At 35.4% G+C, this 20,965-nt stretch carries 18 protein-coding genes and 1 tRNA gene; 10 read left to right on the forward strand and 9 right to left on the reverse strand.

The annotated features are described in order from the left end of the window. Positions 1-34: 34 nt before the first annotated feature. The 3 genes from rpmF to pdxA all read right to left on the reverse strand — a co-directional run bounded on the left by rpmF (position 35) and on the right by pdxA (position 1,937). Positions 35-229 carry a 50S ribosomal protein L32 gene (gene rpmF, locus ACHRWY_RS12075; RefSeq protein ID WP_031455170.1) on the reverse strand — a complete coding sequence of 65 codons (195 nt, stop codon included), beginning with the start codon at positions 227-229 and terminating at the stop codon, positions 35-37. Positions 230-238: 9 nt separating this feature from the next. Further along, entirely contained in the window at positions 239-781 is a 543-nt protein-coding gene (locus ACHRWY_RS12080) for a YceD family protein (RefSeq protein ID WP_395354862.1), read from the reverse strand. Positions 782-887: 106 nt separating this feature from the next. Beyond that, a complete protein-coding gene (gene pdxA, locus ACHRWY_RS12085) occupies positions 888-1,937 on the reverse strand; it encodes a 4-hydroxythreonine-4-phosphate dehydrogenase PdxA (RefSeq protein WP_395354863.1) in 1,050 nt (349 codons plus the stop codon). 57 nt (positions 1,938-1,994) lie between these two features. On the opposite strand from pdxA, the gene ACHRWY_RS12090 reads away from it, so the two are divergent. Beyond that, on the forward strand, positions 1,995-2,585 hold the full coding sequence (locus ACHRWY_RS12090; protein WP_395354865.1) for a riboflavin synthase: 591 nt from the start codon (positions 1,995-1,997) through the stop codon (positions 2,583-2,585). A gap of 36 nt (positions 2,586-2,621) precedes the next feature. On the opposite strand, the gene ACHRWY_RS12095 is transcribed toward ACHRWY_RS12090, so the two are convergent. The 5 genes from ACHRWY_RS12095 to ACHRWY_RS12115 all read right to left on the reverse strand — a co-directional run bounded on the left by ACHRWY_RS12095 (position 2,622) and on the right by ACHRWY_RS12115 (position 7,260). Further along, on the reverse strand, positions 2,622-2,831 hold the full coding sequence (locus ACHRWY_RS12095; protein WP_395354866.1) for a hypothetical protein: 210 nt from the start codon (positions 2,829-2,831) through the stop codon (positions 2,622-2,624). A gap of 458 nt (positions 2,832-3,289) precedes the next feature. Further along, positions 3,290-3,363: transfer RNA gene (locus ACHRWY_RS12100), tRNA-Ile, on the reverse strand. A gap of 147 nt (positions 3,364-3,510) precedes the next feature. Then, a complete protein-coding gene (gene mce, locus ACHRWY_RS12105) occupies positions 3,511-3,915 on the reverse strand; it encodes a methylmalonyl-CoA epimerase (RefSeq protein ID WP_395354867.1) in 405 nt (134 codons plus the stop codon). A gap of 8 nt (positions 3,916-3,923) precedes the next feature. After that, a complete protein-coding gene (locus ACHRWY_RS12110; protein WP_395354869.1) occupies positions 3,924-6,296 on the reverse strand; it encodes a hypothetical protein in 2,373 nt (790 codons plus the stop codon). Continuing rightward, on the reverse strand, positions 6,256-7,260 hold the full coding sequence (locus ACHRWY_RS12115) for a hypothetical protein (protein ID WP_395354870.1): 1,005 nt from the start codon (positions 7,258-7,260) through the stop codon (positions 6,256-6,258). The genes ACHRWY_RS12110 and ACHRWY_RS12115 overlap by 41 nt, the downstream gene beginning before the upstream one ends. 171 nt (positions 7,261-7,431) lie before the next feature. Between ACHRWY_RS12115 and ACHRWY_RS12120 the strand changes: the two genes are divergently transcribed. After that, complete coding sequence (locus tag ACHRWY_RS12120; RefSeq protein WP_395354871.1) at positions 7,432-9,129, forward strand: Ig-like domain-containing protein; 1,698 nt, start codon at positions 7,432-7,434, stop codon at positions 9,127-9,129. On the opposite strand, the gene ACHRWY_RS12125 is transcribed toward ACHRWY_RS12120, so the two are convergent. Next, on the reverse strand, positions 9,126-9,893 hold the full coding sequence (locus tag ACHRWY_RS12125) for a nitrilase family protein (protein WP_395354873.1): 768 nt from the start codon (positions 9,891-9,893) through the stop codon (positions 9,126-9,128). The genes ACHRWY_RS12120 and ACHRWY_RS12125 overlap by 4 nt on opposite strands. 233 nt (positions 9,894-10,126) lie before the next feature. Between ACHRWY_RS12125 and ACHRWY_RS12130 the strand changes: the two genes are divergently transcribed. The 8 genes from ACHRWY_RS12130 to ACHRWY_RS12165 all read left to right on the forward strand — a co-directional run bounded on the left by ACHRWY_RS12130 (position 10,127) and on the right by ACHRWY_RS12165 (position 20,934). Beyond that, complete coding sequence (locus ACHRWY_RS12130; RefSeq protein ID WP_395354874.1) at positions 10,127-13,282, forward strand: SusC/RagA family TonB-linked outer membrane protein; 3,156 nt, start codon at positions 10,127-10,129, stop codon at positions 13,280-13,282. 34 nt (positions 13,283-13,316) lie between these two features. Beyond that, positions 13,317-14,846, forward strand: a complete 1,530-nt coding sequence (locus tag ACHRWY_RS12135; RefSeq protein WP_395354876.1) for a SusD/RagB family nutrient-binding outer membrane lipoprotein — start codon at positions 13,317-13,319, stop codon at positions 14,844-14,846. 205 nt (positions 14,847-15,051) lie between these two features. Beyond that, positions 15,052-16,371 (forward strand): GntP family permease, encoded by a 1,320-nt coding sequence (locus ACHRWY_RS12140; protein WP_395354878.1) that lies wholly within the window; start codon positions 15,052-15,054, stop codon positions 16,369-16,371. 4 nt (positions 16,372-16,375) lie between these two features. Then, positions 16,376-16,843, forward strand: a complete 468-nt coding sequence (locus tag ACHRWY_RS12145; protein ID WP_395354880.1) for a RidA family protein — start codon at positions 16,376-16,378, stop codon at positions 16,841-16,843. Between the two features lie 90 nt (positions 16,844-16,933). Then, a complete protein-coding gene (locus tag ACHRWY_RS12150; protein ID WP_395354882.1) occupies positions 16,934-17,965 on the forward strand; it encodes a PfkB family carbohydrate kinase in 1,032 nt (343 codons plus the stop codon). A 5-nt stretch (positions 17,966-17,970) separates the two neighbouring features. After that, positions 17,971-18,618 carry an aldolase gene (locus ACHRWY_RS12155; RefSeq protein WP_395354884.1) on the forward strand — a complete coding sequence of 216 codons (648 nt, stop codon included), beginning with the start codon at positions 17,971-17,973 and terminating at the stop codon, positions 18,616-18,618. Positions 18,619-18,622: 4 nt separating this feature from the next. Beyond that, positions 18,623-19,738, forward strand: coding sequence for a D-TA family PLP-dependent enzyme (locus ACHRWY_RS12160; RefSeq protein ID WP_395354885.1), 1,116 nt, complete (start codon positions 18,623-18,625; stop codon positions 19,736-19,738). 125 nt (positions 19,739-19,863) lie between these two features. Further along, a complete protein-coding gene (locus ACHRWY_RS12165) occupies positions 19,864-20,934 on the forward strand; it encodes a dipeptidase (RefSeq protein ID WP_395354887.1) in 1,071 nt (356 codons plus the stop codon). The last annotated feature ends 31 nt before the right edge of the window (positions 20,935-20,965 follow it).

The raw sequence follows: 20,965 nt of genomic DNA on the forward strand, positions 1-20,965 counted from the left end.
ATGTGAGAGTTCTAGTATAATTTACAAAAACGTATTAAGCAACCGCTTCAGATTTATCGATAACAACTTGCCCTCTGTAATACATTTTACCTTCATGCCAGTAAGCTCTGTGGTATAAATGTGCTTCTCCAGTAATAGGACATGTAGCGATTTGAGCTACAGTAGCTTTATAATGTGTTCTTCTCTTATCTCTTCTTGTTTTCGAGATTTTTCTCTTAGGATGTGCCATTTTACTATATTATTTATCCGTTAATAGTTTTTTTAATTTGTCCCAACGCGGGTCAATATCTTCTTCTTGTTTACTCTCTTCTTTTTCTTCTTTGACTGTTAGTTCATTTAGTTTTTTCAAGGCTTCAGTTTGCAAACTTCCGTCTTTTACTCCTGGGTGAACTCGTTTTAGCGGTACCGAAAGTGCAATCATTTCATAAATGTACTGTGCAACATCTATTTCATGCTCTCCGTGCGGCAGGATTAACAACTCTTCATTATCATTATTGAATTCATCTCCAAAACGAACAATCAGTTTCATTTTGCCTTTTAATGGCAAATCAAAATCTTCACTCGTCAGATCACAAGGTACATTTACAGTTCCTTTGTGCTTGAATTCCAATTCCAGCATGTTGCTCTTCTTATCTAACACTAAACCTACTTTGATATCAGAACTTTGAAATTCGTCGTAATCAAAGTTCTCAAAGAACGCGTTACTTATTTGATACTCAAAATGGTGTTTTCCTAGCTTTAATCCTATGAAAGGAATTAAAAATTCTTTTGTTTTGCTCATTTCAACATCAATTTCACCAACTCCCATCTAAAAATCAGATACCTGAATTGGGGTGCAAAGATATAAAATTATTATAAAACTAATAATCTTATTCACCTTTTTTTGTTTATAACTGTTTTTCTTTTATTTTAAGAGGTTTTTGACTAATCTCTTCGTACTGATTACGCGCATTAAAAATATCAATCGCAAGATAAACAGCTTCTCTAAATGAATTAAAATCTGCCATGTCTTTTCCGGCAATATCATAAGCCGTACCGTGATCCGGCGAAGTTCTAATCTTATTTAAACCTGCCGTATAGTTAACCCCTTTCCCAAAAGATAATGTTTTAAAAGGAATCAGTCCCTGATCGTGATACGTTGCCACAACAGCATCATATTTTTCATATTGACCGCTTCCAAAAAAACCATCTGCAGGAAATGGACCAAAAACCATCGTTCCCGCATCAAATATTTTCTTTAAAGCTGGTTTTAAAACCAAATCATCTTCTTTTCCTATTACGCCACCATCTCCAGCATGCGGATTTAGCCCTAAAACAGCAATTTTTGGCCTTACAATACTAAAATCCTGAATTAAAGATTTTCTGATAGTTTCAATTTTTCTTATAATCAGCTCTTCTGTCAAATGTGAAGAAACCTCGTTTAAAGGAACATGATCCGTCAGCAAACCCACTCTCAAATTATCCTGCACCATCATCATTAATGCATTTCCTTCTAATTGTTGATCTAAATAATCTGTGTGTCCCGGAAATTTAAAATCTTCTGACTGGATATTGTATTTATTAATTGGAGCAGTGACCAAAACATCAATCTGATCGTCCTTTAGAGCTTTCGTCGCCGCAACAAATGATTTTATGGCATACTCTCCTATTTTCTCATCGTTCGTTCCTAAATTAATATCAACTCCTTCTTTCCAAAGATTGAAGACATTTACTTTTCCCGGCACGATCTGATCTAATTTATCCACTCCATGAAACTGAACTGTAGACGTAAAACTTTTTTTAACAAAAGATAATATCTTGGCATTGGCAAAAATAACAGGCGTACACATTTCTAACATGCGAGAATCTTCGAATGTTTTTAATATAACTTCGCTTCCAATACCGTTTAAATCTCCAATTGAAATTCCAACAATTATATTTTCTGCTTTTTTATTCATGAGCTCAGGTTATTTATTACTAATTTTGATGTGCAAATTTAGTAAAATAAAACAACAATGTTCACAGGAATTATAGAAACCCTAGGAAGGATTCATGAAATACGAAAAGATCAAAACAATCTTCATATTACAGTAGAATCTTCAATTACAAATGAATTAAAAATAGACCAAAGCGTTTCACACAACGGCATCTGCCTTACGGTTGTAGCCATAAAAGATTCATTTTACACCGTAACTGCCATCGAGGAAACAATTTTAAAAACAAATATATCGGATTGGAAAGAAGGCGATATTGTAAATCTTGAAAGAGGAATGAAGCTTGGCGACCGATTGGACGGACATATTGTTCAGGGCCATGTAGACCAAACAGGAACCTGTATCAAAATCGAAGAAGCCCACGGCAGCTGGAATTACACTTTTGAATACAACAAAGACCTCAGCAATATTACGATCGAAAAAGGCTCCATAACAGTTAACGGGGTCAGCCTTACCGTTGTAAATTCTAAGACAAATGAATTTAGCGTTTCGATCATTCCGTATACTTTTGAAAACACCAATTTCAAAAACTTCAAAGTTGGAACAAAAATAAATCTGGAATTTGATGTTGTTGGAAAATACATTTCAAGATTATACTCCATAAACAAATAAAGCCGAACACATTTTAAAAATAAAAAAAGCTTCAATTTACATTGAAGCTTTTTTTATTTTATTTTTATATATAATTGTCATTCCTAAAATCATGCCTGCAATTATCAAAAGCACAACATAATTATCAATTGGTACGATATCGGGATCTTCTCCATCATCAGGAGGTGGTAAAATCTGTGCAAAAACACTTACAACATTAAGTACAGTTAAACAAATCGTAAAAAAAACAGTCTTTATTATCTTCATAATTTTAACATGCTGCTATACAGCAAGGTAGGTCGTTAAATTATTCTACTCTAATATAATTCGCACAAAAACAGGGGCTTATACTTAATTCTTTGGCAAATTTATAAGTTTTTTGCAAAAACGCAAGATTTAAAGCAAAAAAACTTCATAAAAACTACAACAGGATTTCAACGTAAGAAATAAACCCGAAAAACATTTAATCGGCCTTCAATTACCTGCGTATAATTCTACAATTTGTTTTTTTTTACCAAACCGTTTTTTATAAATTATATTACCCAGGAAATTCACAGAACCCCTAAAGCAGGACTTTTTCTTAATAGAACCAGAAATTCTGATCCATAAAGCGTCCTTTAACAAAGAAAATCAATCATTAATATCCTCACAACTAATCAATCCCACAAATATTTCAATAAAAAAAAGCCCTTACATTGCTGTAAAGGCTTTCTATTCTAAAGATGTGGTCCCACCTGGGCTCGAACCAGGGACCACCTGATTATGAGTCAGGTGCTCTAACCAGCTGAGCTATAGGACCGGTTTAGAGGATGCAATATTACTACTATTTTTCATTCACTCCAAATATTTTAAGACATGATTTGCATTTAATTTTAATTCAAAGCCAATGTTTCAAAAACGATATTGATTTTCAAGCTCTTATTTAAAATTAAAAATTGATATTTTTTTATCTAATTTCCTGACAAAGCTCCACCAAAACACCATTTGTATTTTTAGGATGGAGAAAAACGACCCATTTATTATCGGCACCTTTCTTCGGTTCTTCATTAATAAGCACGAAACCTTCCTTTTTCAGACGTTTTATTTCTGCATGGATATCTTCTACATCAAAAGCAATATGATGAATTCCTTCCCCTTTTTTTTCCAGAAACTTTGCAATCGGACTTTCCGGATTTGTCGCCACTAATAGTTCTATCTTATTTGTTCCTGTTTGAAAAAAAGAAGTCAAAACCCCTTCACTTTCTACAGATTCCATTTTATAAGACGGAACCCCTAATAGCTTTTCGAATAAGTCATTTGCATCGTCTATATTTTTTACTGCAATTCCGATATGTTCTATTTTATTTACCATCTTTATATTTACTGATTAACATAAGTATTAAAATAACCACACTCTGCAATGACATCCTGATAATATTTGGTATCTGAATAATCCTTTTTTAAAGTTTTAAAACTACTCCAGGCAATAAAATTAATCTTATCATCATCAGCTTCCCACCAATTTTTCAGGTTGTTGTACTTATTATTATAATACTCATTTCGCTCACATTTCGCCAGCATATAAATACATTTTGCTTTTTGCTCTCTGTTTGTTGCAGCCTCAAGGGCTTTTTGATAATACATTTTAGGGATATCACAATTGGTAATCATTTTTTTCATTGAATCCCTAAACGAATAAGGACTGGAACCATAACCTACAATACTTGTCTCATAAAAAGTTCTTCCGTTACCAAAATGCGTAATATTATAGAAGGCATTTGCAAGTAATAAGCTATTCGTATAAACATCTTCTTTCTGAGCCAGTTTATCCTGCATTGCTTTAATGGTATTTAGAAAATCAAGCTGAGAATATTTCTTTTTTTGATACGCCACATGATCGCAATCATGACAATCTTTAATGTTTCCGTTAAACGGATTTCCTAAAAAAGCAGCATATTGAACAGAATCTGTTTGCTGAATAAAAGCGATGGCTTCGGAAATTTTATTTTTGTACGTTGCCTGAACCGCCTGAAAATTATTAATATCTGCTAATTTCAGATAATAAATTTCAACTCCAATGTTTTCGATTTCGGTTTTATTTGACTTAGCCAAAAATGCTTTCATATCTAACAGATTCTTTTCGTTATCATAAAAAGCATTTCCGCCACCCCAATAATAAGAATTAGAATGAGAATCTCCTCCAAACAATTCTACCATTACAGGATTTGACTTTGCCCTGTAAAGAGCTGCTAAATAATTCTTGCTCCATTGCGCCGCATTTTGATAACGAAACTCCTGACCTTTATATGTTTTTGGAAGCTCCTGATACAACCAATTCAAATCGGCCAGAATTGTTTTTTCGTTTTTATCTGTGAGTTTATCAATTTTACTCATGTTATTTACAAAACGAAGCAATCTTAACTGATATCCTGCCAACTCCGTTTTAGGCATTATTTTTTCAGCTTTATTAAAATTAGCATCTGCAGCAGCATAATCTCCTTTTAGCGTTTGCAAATATCCTAATGAAACATCCCATAAATATGGCTTTTCTGAATTTCCGGCCGAAGCAATTTTAGCTACCAAATCAAAAGCCTTAGAATTGATTTTTACTTTATTTGATTCTCTGTTTTCCGCAATAGTCTGGTTGACAACAGGTGAATTATAATCATCAGAATTTGTTTTTACTTCAAATGAATTGTTTATTGCTTCCTCCTGTTTGTTCACCAATCGGGTTAGCAGGTAATTCAAATGCTCACTCTTCGGATCTAATTCATAAATTTTACCGATTGCCTGAGTTTCATCTTTATAAAATCCGTGAACCGCCCAAAGTGCCGCTTTTTCCTTATTCGTCTTAGCCATTGCCAATGATTTATTCCAATCGGCTTCATTTTGCGGATGAAAACTATAAGCCGTAACAATTCTTAAAGCCGGGCATTTATCAAAAACCTGAGCATATAAATAATTAGAAGTTGAATATTTTTTTTGCTGATAGTTTATTCCCGCAACATAAGAAAGAGCGCGGTAATACAAAGTATTTTTAGCTACCGAAGCTTCGGTTTTATTAAAAAATTCAATTGCTTTTTTCTTATTACTGCTATAAAAATAAGCTTTCATAGTAAGAAACCAATATCTGTTTTTCAAAAACGAATCCGCAGTTGTATTATAAACATTCTCTATGGATTGAATCATTTTTAAATCATCAAAAGTTTTCGCCACAACCGGGTCATAACTCCAATAATCATTATTTATCGATACGGTTTCTATCTTTTGAGCCAAATACAAAAACTCAATAAAACTTTTAACTTTATCATCTTTCAGGTTAATCTTTTTACCCCATTTTAACGAAGTCTGATTTTCCTTTTTATTTTTTAAAAAAACATGAAGCTGTGTAATGTCAGTTTTGTTCTGGGCAACTTTTTTATCAGAAGAATATCGGGGCGTTTCATCACCAATTAAAAAATAATTTACAGTCGTTGTATCTGCTTTTCCTTTCAGATAATTTGCCCAGTCTGATTTTATATTTTCATTGAAGCGTGAGTTATGCTCGGTATCAAAACCAATTCCGTAAAAAATAGCCCCTGATAAAAAAAGCGGTGAATAGGATTTGTCTGTAAAAGTTTCTGGTGTAAAATTAGAGTTGTAACCAAAAAAGTCCCAATCATCTCCGCCTCCACACGCATAAATAACGCCGTAAACAGAAAGTAAAACAGCACTAGAAACAAGAAATAACTTGTTTAAAAATATTCTTTTCATAGTTTTTAATATTGAATTCGTCTAAATCGTAAAATATAATTTCTTTTGGAGCCTGAGCTAAATCCTCGCTTAGATCCTCTGCCATTTCTTTTAAATTATCTGAAGAAATTGCTTCTGTTTTAAGCAAATCATTTTCTTCATAAAAAACACCACTTTTATAATTGGATCTCTTTACTTTAAAGAAACCATTACTTATTTTCTCAAAATTAGCATCTTTTTTAAGTTCGTTTGCACTGAGTTTTGACCGCAAACCAATTACTTTTTGATTCCTGATATGAACTGCCCACGAATACATTGGCAAAGCCACATCAAGATGTAACGGATATCTCTTTAAGCTTTTAAGGTATTTTTTGGCGATTTTTCTATCATAAATTGAATTAAGAGAATCGTTTGCAACACTTCCCATATTGTAATACATCAAAACCCCGGAATCGACATTGGGAATTTTCGTTTTCTTAAAATACTTTACTTGGTGTAAGCGAATCGTCGCCGAAAGCTTTTTCTGCGAAAGCTTTTTAAATCGCTCAATAAATTTTAGATAATTGTCTTTGCTTTTTAAGGTCCAGTCGCAATCAATTTGAATTTCTTGGCACGTGATTTTATTCTTCGCATTAATTTCTTCTATTAACCGAATTGTTTTTTGAACCAAATCATCAACATCGAGATTAGGCAGCAACATGACTTTGTTTTGAATAAAAACTACCGGAACAACATCAAATTTATTGATATTTTCCTGAAAGCGAACAGGACTCACCGGAATTGGATCTTTTGTCTGAGGATGCAAACCGATATCAAAATAGCGAATATAAAGTTTACTGACCTCATTGTCTTTCAGAACTTCTTTTTCAGCTTCGGACCATTTTAAGATGGTTTTCCAATAATAAAAAGCAACAATTGGCTTTTCATTTTTACTACAGGAAATCAGTAAAAAAAACAGCAAACCAATAAAAAATCTTCTTATCAAAACGGGGAAATATTATATTTAAAATCAAAAGTAAGAAATTATATCGTGTTGATGATTTCAAATTCAAAAAAATAGCATAAGACAAAAGCTGTAAATCCTAATAAATGGATAAAAAATTTCAATTAAAGCAAATATAATCGTTATTTTGTGCAATCAAATTCAGAAACCGTTATGTTGAAAAACAACTTCAGATATATTTCATTTTTACTTGTATTTTTAATGTTAAGCTGTGCCAAGAGAGGCAGTATTACCGGTGGGCTAAAAGACACTCTGGCGCCCGTTTTAAAATACAGTTCTCCAAAAAACATGAGCACTAATTTTAAAGGTGACGAAATTATTTTAGGTTTTGATGAATATGTAAAACTTAAAAACCTTAACAAACAGCTTATTATTTCACCACCAATGAAACATGAGCCTTTGATTTTACCAACCAATGCGACTAAAGTAATTACCATAAAAATAAAGGACACATTACAACCTAATACTACTTACAGCTTCAACTTTGGAGAAAGTATTGCCGACAATAATGAAGGTAATTCCATCAATCAGTTCAAGTATATTTTTTCGACCGGACCCTATATTGATTCACTTTCTATTAGCGGGCAGATTAAAGATGCTTATGAAAAAAATGTAGATAATTTTGTATCTGTAATGCTTTATGAGGTAAATGACACTTATAAGGATTCTGTAATTTACAAACAAAGCCCACGATATATTACGAACACTTTAGACAGTTTAAGAACTTTTAAATTAGAAAATCTAAAGGCCGGAAAATACTTGCTGGTTGCCCTGAAAGATAAAGGCGGAAACAACAGATACAATCCAAAAGATGATAAAATTGGATTCCTTAAACACTACATTACGGTACCAAATGATACTGTATTTGAATTAGAATTATTCAAGGAAACCCTTCCGTTAAAAGCATTCAAACCAATTCAGGCATCAGGAAACAGAATATACCTTCCTTATGAAGGAAAACAAAATTTTAAACTTTCTAAACCTAAAATCGTCCTTAAGCACAACAACGAGGTATTAGAAACTGTCGTGACCGCTTTTCCAAAAAAAGATTCTCTGCAAGTTTGGTACAAGCCAATAAAAATAGAGAAAGTAGACTCCCTATCCATGGAAATCAGCAAGGACAATTACAACAAAAAATTCAATTTTAAAATTAAGGATCAAAAGAAAGACACTTTAAATATTACAGCACTACAAAACGGAGTTCTCAATTTCAGGGATCGCTTTACCCTAGAATCAGCAACACCACTGGTGAAATTTGACAAATCAAAAATCAGATTAATCAACAAAGATTCTGTTGCTGTAGATTTCACAACAGAATACAATGAGTTTGAACAAAAACTATATGTAGATTTCAAAAAAGAACCCGTTGACAAATACAAGATTACCTTTTTCCCAGGTGCTTTGACTGATTTTTATGAAAAGTCAAACGATACACTTGCTTATAAATTAACGACTAAAGAATATGCTGATTACGGGAATCTCGTATTGAATCTACGAAATGTAAAACGCTTTCCGATAATCGTTGAGATTACAAATAAAAAGGGTGATGTTGTACTGGCAAGTGCGTATTCTGAGGGAGATACGAAAATTAGCTTTGACTTAGTGCAACCTGAAGCTTTTACGGTGCGAATAATATACGATGATAACAAAAACAAAATGTACGACGCAGGAAATTTCCTCAACAAAACCTATGCTGAAGAGGTGTTTTATTATCAAAAAGAAGTTGATGTCCGAACAAATTGGGATGTAGACGAAACAATCGATTTAAGTATTCCGTTTAATCCTGAAGTCGAGAAAAAACAAGTTGACAAGAAGAAAAAAGAAGACGCAAAGAAAAGAAAGGCCTTCTAGATTGTAATTTCGAAAACATCTTTATCACTTAAGAAATCCAGCTTTTTTCGGGTTTCTAACATGGCATTTTTATCTAATTCTACTACAAAAACAGCTTCGGTTTCTTGTGGTTCCAAAGTATAGTTCCCTAAAAAATCAACTACTTGTGAATGTCCGGTGTGTTCATACTGATTGGCATCTAATCCTACCCGATTAACTCCCACGACATAAGCCAGGTTTTCGATTGCACGTGCCTTGAGCAAGGAATCCCAGGCATTGGTACGTACTTTGGGCCAATTGGCTACATATAATAGCAAGTCATAATTTTCGACATTTCTTGCAAAAACAGGAAATCTCAAGTCGTAACAAACCTGTAAGCAAATCTTCCAGTTCAGGTATTCTACGATAATCTTTTCATTTCCGCTTGTATAGAATTTATCTTCTCCGGCAAGTGAAAACAAATGACGTTTGTTATAATACTGAATTTCGCCTGACGGAAACACAAACAGCATTCTGTTGTAATATCTCTCATTTTCAACAATAATCAAACTTCCCGTAATAGCGAAGTTTTTTTGTTTTGCCAAAGATTGAAGCCACAATACAGTTTCACCTTCCATGGTTTCAGCCACTTCATGCGCATTCATGGTAAATCCGGTCGAAAACATCTCCGGAAGTACCACCAAATTTACTCCCGAATCAATCTGATTGATCTTTGATTCAAAGCGTTTTCTGTTTTTAGAAGCGTTTTCCCAATAAAGGTCTGATTGTATAAGTGCGATTTTCATATATCAAAAATACGAATTTTAAGATTAAAATAATTTTCCTGGAAAAAAGCATTTCCTGCAAAATTTTCTCAAAACACCTCGTAAAATCACACATCTTTTGGGTATTAAAAATACTTCACGAAAAAATATTGCAAAAAATATGCGCTTTGTGCAAAAAATATGCAAATGTGAAAAATAAATTTTTATATTTGATCGCCAATAAAAACCAAAAAAAACATGAAAACCACAGAATTATGAAAACAAAACTAATTTCATTAGTGTTTATTGGGGGGATAATCTTCTCAGCAAACGCAAAAGAGGCTGCAATTACAAAGCACCTTTTTGAACAAAAAAGCAATCAAACAGAAATTTCGGGCCAGATACTTGGTCAGGATGATGGAATGCCAATTGCCGGAGCTACTATTTATGCAGAAAGCAATAGTAAAATAGCAACAATATCAGATGAAAACGGAAAATTTAAACTTAATGTTCCTGAAAACGAAAGCCATGTTATTGTATCATACATGGGTTACCAAACCTTATCATTTGCTTTAATTAATACTACCGGTTTAACCATTAGATTAAAACCTGCAGAAAATGTTTTGGACCAGGTGGTCGTAACCGCCCTAGGGGTTAAAAAAAGCAGTAAATCAATTGCGTACGCTGTAACTGAACTCAAAGGAACTGAATTTACAAAAGCAAAAGAAACCAATATCGCGAATGCATTAGTAGGGAAAATTGCCGGTGTAAATGTGAGCAGTACCGCAACAGGACCAAATGGCTCAAGCAGGGTTGTGATTAGAGGTAATGGTTCATTGAACGGAAATAACCAACCGATGTATGTAGTGAACGATTTACCTATTGATAATACACAACTAAACCTACCAGGAATCGGGAACGGTCCAGGATCTACCAGAATCAATGTTGACCGAGGTGACGGAACATCTGTGATCAATGCTGATGATATCAAAACAATTACCGTTTTGAAAGGAGGAACTGCTGCGGCGTTGTACGGTGCAAATGCTGCAAATGGTGTTATTTTGATTCAGACCAAAAGAGGTACCGCGCAACAAGGAATTGGAGTAGATTATAATACTTCGTTTACATTCGAAACACCATCGATTATACCGGATTGGCAATACGAATACGGTTCCGGAGCCAATGGAAAAAAACCAACCAATCAGGCCGAAGCCATTGCTGACGGACGCTGGTCGTGGGGTGCTAAAATTGACGGAACAGATGTTGTACAGTTTGATGGTGTAGCAAGACCCTATGTAGCGCAAAAAAACAACATTAAAAACTTCTACAATACAGGAACAACTTTTATCAATTCTATTGCTTTATCAGGAGGAAATGATAAGGCTACCGGACGTCTTTCATTTTCAAACATGGACAATAAAGGTGTTGTACCCAATTCAGATTTTAATAGAAAAAGTGTCAACATTGCCAGTAATGTGAACTTAACAAACTGGTTGAAATTTGATGTTGTAGCACAATATAATTTAGAAAAATCCAACAATAGAGTTACCGTTTCTGATGCTGAGGCCAATCCAAACTGGGGAACTTACATGATCGCAAACACAGTCGACATCAGAAATCTTGCTCCGGGTTATGACGCAAATGGAGTTGAAGAAGCATGGAATCCTGTTGCCGTTGCAACAAACCCGTATTTTGTGGTTAATAAAATCAAAAACAACGATACCAAAAATCGTTTTATCGGGATGCTGAATGTAAAATTAAACTTTACTCCTGAGTTATTCCTTCAGGGTAGAATCGGTCAGGATTTCACCGATTATGAGTTCTTCGGATACATTCCAAAAACAACTTTAAACAATCCTGTTGGATATGCACAAGGTTCAAGAATGAAAATTTCTAACCTGAATTCTGAAGCTATTCTTAATTATACCAAGAAAAACATTTACGATAATTTCTCTCTAAACGCTTTAATCGGAGTGAACTCACGCACCAATTTAAGAGATGAAACCAGAGTTGAAGGATCAAACTTTGTATTAGATGACTTTTATGCTTTAAGCAATTTGTCAACATTGACATATAGTTATCCTTACGGAAAAACCAAAACAAATTCAGTTTACGGTGCTGCAGATTTCGATTATAAAAACATCGTATTCTTAAATATTACAGGCCGCCAGGATTGGTTTTCGACACTTTCAAAAGAAAACAATACTGTATTTTATCCTTCTGTAGGAACCAGTATAATCCTTTCGGATATTGTTACAATGCCTGAATTTGTTTCATTTGCCAAACTAAGAAGTTCATGGGCACAAGTTGGTGGCGCAACACCGGATCCGTATGCATTAAACCAGTCTTATTCTATGATTCAGGGCGGGCATAATGGTCAGCAATTGCAAGGACCAACAAGTTCAAGAGTTCCTAATGCAACTTTAAGTCCGTTGACTTCTACAACATTTGAAATTGGTACTGACTTAGGATTTTTCCGTAATCGTTTAAATCTTGATTTTGCTTACTACAACCGCGCGACAACGAATGATATTGTTGAAACGACCATCTCTAATGCTTCCGGATCCAGCACTGCTTTATTGAATCTTGGAAAAATGAGAAACAAAGGAGTTGAAGTTTTACTGAGTGGAAAAATAATCAATTCAGAAAATTTCTCCTGGGATGCCAGTTTTAACGGATCGTATAACCAAAACACCGTTGAAGCCCTTACAGATCAGCTGAATTCTATCACGATGGCAACATCTGTAAACGGATATGTTACGATTACCAGTGATGTTGGTCGTCCATACAGCATTATAAAAGGTTATAAACCCCGTAAAGACGCTAATGGAAATACCGTTTATAACGTAAGCGGTGGCTCTGCAACTGTAGCACAGGGACCGCTTGAAGAGTTAGGTCAGGGGATTCATCCCTGGGCAGCGGGAATCAGCAATGAATTCAAATACAAAAACATATCATTCAGCTTTTTGATCGACGGTAAATTTGGAGGAAGTTTATATTCCGGAACTGACTTATACGGAACCCGTATGGGATTAACCAAATTAACGCTTGAAGGTCGTGAAAACGGTTTACCAATAAAAGGGGTTGACACCAACGGAAATCCTGTTGATATGGTTATTGCTCCTGAAAACCTAAGAACTTACTATGATGGCTTAAGAAACATTTCATCAACCTTTGTTTACGATGCGAGTTTTGTAAAACTAAGACAAGTAATTCTGGGTTATGACTTACCAATTCAAAAAATAAAAGGATTATCAAAACTTCAGGGAGCATCTGTTTCATTTGTAGCCAGAAACTTATTCATTCTTTATAAGAAAACACCAAACGTAGATCCGGAATCTGTATTTAGTGCAGGAAATGCTCAGGGTGTAGAACAATTTGGAGTGCCCAAAACCAGAAGTTTCGGTTTAAGTTTAAATGTCAAATTTTAAACTCACTTAATTGCTAATTTTTAAATTAAAAGACATGAAAAAGATAACCATATTATATATCGCAGGAATACTTTTAGGAAGTATCACATCCTGTACCAAAGATTTTGAAGAAATCAATACCAACCCAAATGTGGTAGATAAACCAAATCCGAATTACATTTTCAGCAAAGCGCAGCTGGACGGCTTAAATAATAATTACTTTTTTACCAATATTCTGGAGTGTGGCGGAATGATCCAACATTATGCTACTTACAAAGAAGCTTCGGGTGTTGGAGATAAATATTTAAGTAATGAAGTGTACTTTTCAGCCTATTTCAATCAGTTGTATCCAACAGCATTAAATGAAACCGAAATTGTAATTAATGCTTTGAAAGCAAACCCAAATGATAGCAACAGACTAAATATTGCCCGCATCTGGAAAGCATATTTGTATCATAGAGCCACAGATTTGTATGGCGATATTCCATACTCAGATGCTGCAAAAGCAATTAGCTCTCAAGTATTTCTCCCAAAATATGATACTCAGGAATTCATCTACAAAGATTTACTCAAAGAATTAGATGAAGCTGCAACGGCATTAGATCCTGCGAAACCAAGTTTTGGCAAAGCCGATTTTATTTATGACGGAGATGTTACTAAATGGAAGAAATTCTCTTACTCGTTAATGCTTCGTTTAGGATTGAGGTTAAGTAAAGTAGACGCTGCATTGTCAAAAACATGGGTAACCAAAGCCATTGCCGGCGGTGTCATCCTTAACGGAACCGATAATGCCATCATGAAATATACTGACGGACCAAATGACTTTAACAGAAATCCGGTTGGTTTTGATGCCAGAAGACAAGATTTCACGGCTGGATCGTACGGACAAAAAAATGTTGAAGGCGGAAAATTAGCCAAAACATTCATCGATTTATTAAAAAATACTGCCGATCCAAGAATTAGTGTTTATTCAGGTGTTTGGCAGGGAACAACACAAAACACCTCTCTTGCTGTTCAGAAAGGCTTCCCTAACGGAACTAAAATAGCGCCAACAGCTGTTGAACAAGGCACCTATTCCGAGCCCAACCAAAGTACTATTTTTAAATATGATGCTCCACTTGTTCTTTTAAGCAATGCTGAAACAAATTTATATTTAGCCGAAGCTGCCGCAAGAGGATGGTATAACAATGAAACCGACAAAGATTTATATGAAAAAGGGGTAAAAGCTTCATTCTTAAACATGGGAATATATGGTGCTGCTTATACCATCACAGATGCAACTGCTTATTTAACCCTTAATCCCTACAACGCAACAGGATCTTTTGAAGCTAAAATGAACCAGATTCATACTCAGGTTTACGTGGCATTATTTGTAGACGAGCAAGAAGTTTATGCCAACTGGAGAAGAACCGGATATCCTGTTTTGGTTCCTGTAAATTTCCCTGGAAACGTTACAAACGGCACAATTCCAAGACGTTTGAAATACTCTACCAGCGAATATTCAGTGAATTCTGCTAACTTAGCTGAAGCGATCAAACGCCAGGGCGAAGATAATTTCACAACAAGAATGTGGTGGGATAAATAATAAATCAAGAGTCAAAATGTGCCTTTAGGCACTTAATATTGGTAGAAATAAACATGAATCAGAATATCGCGCGTGCCGTAGGTACGCAATAATTATTGTTTTGTTGCGTACCTACGGCACGCCAACGAATTTCAAACCTAATGGCTACCAATATTAAGTGCCTAAAGGCAAATTTTAACTCTTAATTTTTAATTAAAAAAGATAAATGAGCATATTAATTCTTACGGCATGCATTGCATTTTTAATCATTCAGATAGCCTGGCTTAAAATCAATCCTTTTATTGCCTTTATCATAACAGCTTTATTAGCAGGTCTTTTTCTAGGCCTGCCAATAGCTACTTTGTCTCAAACTGTTCAAAAAGGTTTAGGCGAAATGTTAGGATCTATTACTTTGATTATCGTTTTCGGGACCTGTATAGGTAAACTTACCGTTTCATCAGGCGCCGCCAATGTCATTGCCAAAACTGTTATGGGATGGACGGGCAAAAAATACGTTCGCCTCGGTTTAATGATTACCGGATTTATTGTTGGGATACCGCTATTTTATAGTGTTGGGTTTGTTTTGTTAGTACCCTTAATCTTCTCAGTAGCCCATCAATTTAAGCTCTCAAAAGTATATCTGGGAATCCCGATGCTGGCATCGCTTTCAGTAGCACACGGTTTTTTGCCACCACATCCGTCTCCAATGGCTTTAAGCAGTATTTTAAATGCTGATATCGGACTTGTTTTAGTCTACGGAATCATTATTGCGATTCCGACCATTTTTATTGCAGGTTTGTTGTTTTCAAATTTATTAAAAAACATCAAAACCGAATCAGATCACGAAATTCTGAATGTTGAAGAAGTCGTAAACGAAGGCAAACAACCTAGTTTCTCACTGAGTTTATTTTCTGCTTTATTTCCGGTTTTCGGATTAACGCTGACCTCCATATTACCTATGATTTCACAAAATGAAACAGTAGTAAATATCTGCAAAACAGTTGGCGAACCCAGTATGATTATGCTGATTTCTTTATTGATTTGCACCTATACTTTAGGAATCAGAATGAACAGAAGCATCATATCTGTAATGGATGATTATGCCGTTGCCATAAAAGATGTGGCTTTGATTGTTCTAATTGTTGGTGGAGCCGGAGGTTTAAAAGAAGTAATGATTGTAAGCGGCGTAAACGAAACTATAGTAGCAACTTTAACACAAATAAACATTCATCCCTATTTATTGGCCTGGATGATGGCGGCAATCATACGCGTTTGTGTGGGTTCTGCTACAGCAGCCGGATTAATGACTGCAAGCGTTTTATTACCTTTACTACAAACCACCGGACTCGACCCTAACTTATTGGTTTTATCCGTAGGAGCCGGAAGTTTAATGTGTTCGCACGTAAACGACCCAAGCTTCTGGATGTTCAAAGAATATTTTAATATCAGCCTGAAAGATACATTCAAATCATGGACCGTCATGGAATCTCTCGTATCTGTTTTAGGAATCATTTTCGTTTTTATTTTAAACTCTATAATACATTAATATCATGAATTTATTACCACAAGAAAAATTTGAAACATTAGGCTTATCATTACCACCGGCACCACAACCTCTTGGTATTTATAAACCTTATTTAGTTGATGGTAAATATTTATACCTTTCAGGTCATGGGCCTGTTAATGACGACAAATCCTTAATCATTGGCCGAATTGGTGATGACCTGGATATCGAAGAAGGAAAATTAGCAGCAAGACAAGTCGGCTTAACAATGCTTTCTACAATTGTAACCAATTTTGGAAGCCTGAACAAAGTAAAACGTGTTATCAAAGTTTTAGGAATGGTGAATTGTAATGGCGATTTCCTAAGACATCCATACGTCATAAACGGCTGCAGCGAATTATTCGCAGAAGTTTGGGGACAAGAAAACGGAATTGGAGTAAGAAGCGCCGTGGGAATGGGTTCTTTACCGGACAATATTCCTGTTGAAGTAGAAGCTGTTTTCGAATTATATTAAAGAAAAGTTATGCCACAGATTAAATGATTAACATGGATTATTTAATTAAACCATTAAGATATTTAATCTGTGGCAAAAAAAAGACACCAAATGAATACAACTACACCACAAACCAGAATTGCAACTTTCGGAGAATTATTACTCCGAATGAGCGTTGCAGATGGAAACCGGTTTACGCAGGCGAATGAAATAAAAATTCATGTGGGCGGTGCCGAAGCCAATGTTTGTGTTTTACTTTCTCAACTTGGCATTCAAACTGACTATATTACACGATTACCCGAAAATGATTTGGCACAATTGGCCGTAAACGAACTTCAGAAATACAAAGTAAACACCTCAAAATGTGTGTATGGCGGAGAACGTTTGGGATTGTATTTTGTGGAAGCCGGAAACCAGATCAGGCAATCTCAGGTTATTTATGACCGAAGCAATTCTTCTTTCGCCACTATTCAGAAAGATCAAATCAATTGGGATTTGGCTTTAGCCGATGTTACCCATTTTCACTGGTCCGGAATCAGTCCGGGAGTTTCTGAGGAAGCTGGTTTGGCTTGTAAAGAAGCGATTTTGGCCGCACACAAAAAAGGCTTGCCAATTTCTTCTGATTTCAACTTTCGATCCAAATTATGGCAATATGGGAAACATCCATCTGAAATTATGCCGGATTTACTTCAATACAGCACGATCACAGTTGCAGATTTAGATGCGATTGAAATTTACTTCGGCATCAAAACGGATAATACCGAATCTGATGAAAATCGTTTTCAACAGACATTCGAATTATTAAAAGTAAAAATGCCCCATCTAAAAACATTGGCCATGAGTTTTAGAAAATCAGATGGAGCGGCCCATTTATACAAAGGATTACTGATTCATGAAGATAGTTTCTATCAGACACCAGAACACAAAATACACGTCGTGACAGATCAGATTGGTTCCGGAGATGCGTTCAACGCCGGATTATTATACGGATTATCCCATAAATTGTCCGGACAGGAATGTATCGAATGGGCAACAGCTTGTGGCGTAATCAAACAAAGCATTCACGGAGATTTTGCCATAACCAGTCTGAACGAGATAAGTCATTTTATTAAAAATGGCTCAAGTAATAGAATTAATAGATAAAGAATATGTACAGCATTTTAAAAGCACAAGGCGTACTTCCGTTAGTCACACAAATCAATATTGAAACAGCCCAAATTGTATTACAATCGGCTGCTGATACTGGCATAAAAATTATCGAGTTTGCAGCTCGTGCAGATAATGCTAAAGAAGTTTTCACTCAAATGATCGCCTTTAAAAAGGCGAATAATCTGGATGTCAAAATAGCTGTTGGATCTATTTTAAGTGTTGATGATGCCGAAACTTTTCATCAATTAGGAGCAGATTGTATTGTTTGCCCTCATACCGATTTAGAAATTGGAAATTACTGTTTTAAAAACAATATTTACTGGATTCCCGGTGCTGCCACTTTAAATGAAATATTGCACGCCAATAAATTAGGAGCCGAAATTGTAAAGCTTTTTCCAGCCGATAAAATTGGTGGCCCCGGATATGTAAAAGCAATAAGAGCACCTTTCCCAAATTTAAAAATAATGCCAACCGGAGGCGTAACTTTAGAAGAAAGTAATTTAAAATCATGGTTCAAATCCGGAGTGGTTTGCGTGGGAATTGGCTCTAATTTATTCTCGAAAGAAATGCTTTTGAATTTAAATTATGAGCAATCATTACAGGCTTTTCAAAATTTAATTGAAGTGGTAGAAAAAATAAGAAACTAAAGTTATGCAAAACAATTGGTGGAAAATTAATTCCGAAATCCGCATTGATACGCCATTTTTAGCCGTTTACGAAGATCGTATTCAGTCGAATATCGAGCGTTTGATTGAATCAGTACATGGAGAAACTCAAAAATTAAGGCCCCATATCAAGACGCATAAAATTGGTGAGATTCTGGATTTGTTTAAAACCTACAACATCAATAAAATAAAATGTGCGACAATTGCCGAAGCTGAACTAGCCGCCATACATGAAATTCCAGATGTACTTCTCGCCTATCAGCCTGTTGGCGTTAAAAAAGAAAGATGGATTGCATTGATTCAAAAATATCCCAATACTGCTTTTTCGACTCTAGTTGACAATCTTGATTCGGCGAAAGCCTTAAATGAAATTGCGGAGAAAAACCATTTAAAACTTACGGTTTATCTGGATCTCAATACCGGAATGAACAGAACGGGAGTTTCGATTCATAAAAACTGGAAAACTTTAATCGATGAAATTCTTCCTTTAAAAAATATTCATTTTGCGGGAATTCATATTTATGACGGTCATTTAAAAGGAGATTTGGAACATCGCGTTGCCACTGCCGAAAATTTATTTTTTAGCATCAATGAAGAAGTTGCAACCATCCAGCAAAAATTGGGTCATGAATTAAAAATTGTTGCAGGCGGATCAAATACTTTTCCGTTTTATGCCACTCAAAAAAACGTAGAATGCAGTCCCGGAACTTTTGTCTTTTGGGATTCGAATTATCAAATTCATTTACCGGAACAAAACTTTGAACCCGCTTTGGTTATTGTTGGAACCCTAATTTCAAAACCAACAAGTACTACATTTTGCATTGATATAGGATACAAAGCCGTAGCTTCTGAAAACCCAATTGATAAAAGATTAGTGATTTTAAATGATGAAAACCTAATCCCAACGGCACATTCAGAAGAACATTTAATTATAGAAAACAGAGGAAAAAAAGAGTACGCTATTGGCGACACGATTTACGCCCAGCCTTATCATGTTTGCCCAACTTGTGCCCTTTATGATTCAGTTCAGGTGGTCAATGCAGTGCATGAAATTTGCGATCAATGGCAGGTCGTTGCCCGCAGCAGAAAAATTAATATCTAGCAGCAGAAAAAGGAGAATAAAGAAAAAAATAGAAAATAGAGCGAAGAAGAAAGAGAACAGACCTCATAATAACACTTGCAGAGAACCTCTGAGCCTTTGGACCTTTGTGCCTTAAAAAAAATACTATGTTTATAATAGACGCCCATTTAGACCTGAGCATGAATGCGATTGAATGGAATCGAGATTTAAGAAATGATGTTCCCACTTTACGTCAGCTCGAAAAAGGAATGACAGACAAACCAGATCGCGAACGAGCCACGGTTTCGTTCCCTGATTTGCGACGCGGCAATATTGGTATTGTAGTCGCTACTCAAATTGCACGATTTGTAAAACCGGATAGTATTATTCCGGGTTGGAATTCCCCTGAACAAGCCTGGGCACAAACACAGGGACAACTAGCATGGTACAAAGCCATGGAAGAAGCCGGAGAAATAACCGCTATTACAGATAAAAAATCATTGCTGAAACAAATTGATTTATGGAATGACGGAACGCCAAATGACAAAAAACCAATTGGCTATATCCTAAGTCTGGAAGGTGCGGATTCTATTATTGATGTTTCGTATTTAGAAAAAGCATACCATTACGGATTGCGCGCCATTGGCCCTGCGCATTATGGCCCCGGTCGTTACGCAAACGGAACAGACGCCACCGGAAAAATGAATCAAAATGGTCTTGAATTATTAAAAGAAATGGAGCGTTTGAATATTATTCTGGATGCAACCCATTTATGCGACGATGCTTTCTGGCAAGCTTTAGATCATTATCACGGACCCGTTTGGGCAAGTCATAACAATTGCAGAAGTTTGGTTGATCACAATCGTCAATATAGTGATGAAATGATTCAGGCTTTAATTTCTCGTGGAGCTGTAATTGGTGGCGCTTTAGATGCGTGGATGTTAGTACCGAATTGGGAAAGAGGCGTTTCGACTCCAAAAGGCACGAATTGTAATCTGGAATCTGTTTTCAAACACATGGATCACATTTGTCAATTGGCAGGAAATGCGAATCATATTGGTATAGGTTCAGATCTTGACGGTGCTTTTGGTACCGAACAAGGTCCGTACGATTTAGACACCATTGCTGATTTACAAAAATTGGTTTTGATTTTTAAAAACAAGGGCTATTCGGATGACAATTTGGATAAAATCTTTCACCAGAACTGGATTAATTTTTTAATGAAAAATTGGACTTAACCCGTTGGTGTATTTATTTTCAACACATAGA

Origin of the sequence: Flavobacterium sp. FlaQc-48 (assembly GCF_044007335.1) — a bacterium.
Classification (GTDB): Bacteria; Bacteroidota; Bacteroidia; order Flavobacteriales; family Flavobacteriaceae; genus Flavobacterium.

Excerpts from the sequence above, each read along its gene's own strand:
- rpmF (WP_031455170.1), bottom strand. The coding sequence starts at position 229 with ATGGCACATCCTAAGAGAAAAATCTCGAAAACAAGAAGAGATAAGAGA.
- ACHRWY_RS12140 (WP_395354878.1), top strand. The coding sequence starts at position 15,052 with ATGAGCATATTAATTCTTACGGCATGCATTGCATTTTTAATCATTCAG.
- ACHRWY_RS12095 (WP_395354866.1), bottom strand. The coding sequence starts at position 2,831 with ATGAAGATAATAAAGACTGTTTTTTTTACGATTTGTTTAACTGTACTT.
- ACHRWY_RS12155 (WP_395354884.1), top strand. The coding sequence starts at position 17,971 with ATGTACAGCATTTTAAAAGCACAAGGCGTACTTCCGTTAGTCACACAA.
- ACHRWY_RS12150 (WP_395354882.1), top strand. The coding sequence starts at position 16,934 with ATGAATACAACTACACCACAAACCAGAATTGCAACTTTCGGAGAATTA.
- ACHRWY_RS12090 (WP_395354865.1), top strand. The coding sequence starts at position 1,995 with ATGTTCACAGGAATTATAGAAACCCTAGGAAGGATTCATGAAATACGA.
- ACHRWY_RS12130 (WP_395354874.1), top strand. The coding sequence starts at position 10,127 with ATGAAAACAAAACTAATTTCATTAGTGTTTATTGGGGGGATAATCTTC.
- ACHRWY_RS12120 (WP_395354871.1), top strand. The coding sequence starts at position 7,432 with ATGTTGAAAAACAACTTCAGATATATTTCATTTTTACTTGTATTTTTA.
- ACHRWY_RS12125 (WP_395354873.1), bottom strand. The coding sequence starts at position 9,893 with ATGAAAATCGCACTTATACAATCAGACCTTTATTGGGAAAACGCTTCT.
- pdxA (WP_395354863.1), bottom strand. The coding sequence starts at position 1,937 with ATGAATAAAAAAGCAGAAAATATAATTGTTGGAATTTCAATTGGAGAT.
- ACHRWY_RS12135 (WP_395354876.1), top strand. The coding sequence starts at position 13,317 with ATGAAAAAGATAACCATATTATATATCGCAGGAATACTTTTAGGAAGT.
- ACHRWY_RS12160 (WP_395354885.1), top strand. The coding sequence starts at position 18,623 with ATGCAAAACAATTGGTGGAAAATTAATTCCGAAATCCGCATTGATACG.
- mce (WP_395354867.1), bottom strand. The coding sequence starts at position 3,915 with ATGGTAAATAAAATAGAACATATCGGAATTGCAGTAAAAAATATAGAC.
- ACHRWY_RS12080 (WP_395354862.1), bottom strand. The coding sequence starts at position 781 with ATGAGCAAAACAAAAGAATTTTTAATTCCTTTCATAGGATTAAAGCTA.
- ACHRWY_RS12165 (WP_395354887.1), top strand. The coding sequence starts at position 19,864 with ATGTTTATAATAGACGCCCATTTAGACCTGAGCATGAATGCGATTGAA.
- ACHRWY_RS12145 (WP_395354880.1), top strand. The coding sequence starts at position 16,376 with ATGAATTTATTACCACAAGAAAAATTTGAAACATTAGGCTTATCATTA.
- ACHRWY_RS12110 (WP_395354869.1), bottom strand. The coding sequence starts at position 6,296 with ATGAAAAGAATATTTTTAAACAAGTTATTTCTTGTTTCTAGTGCTGTT.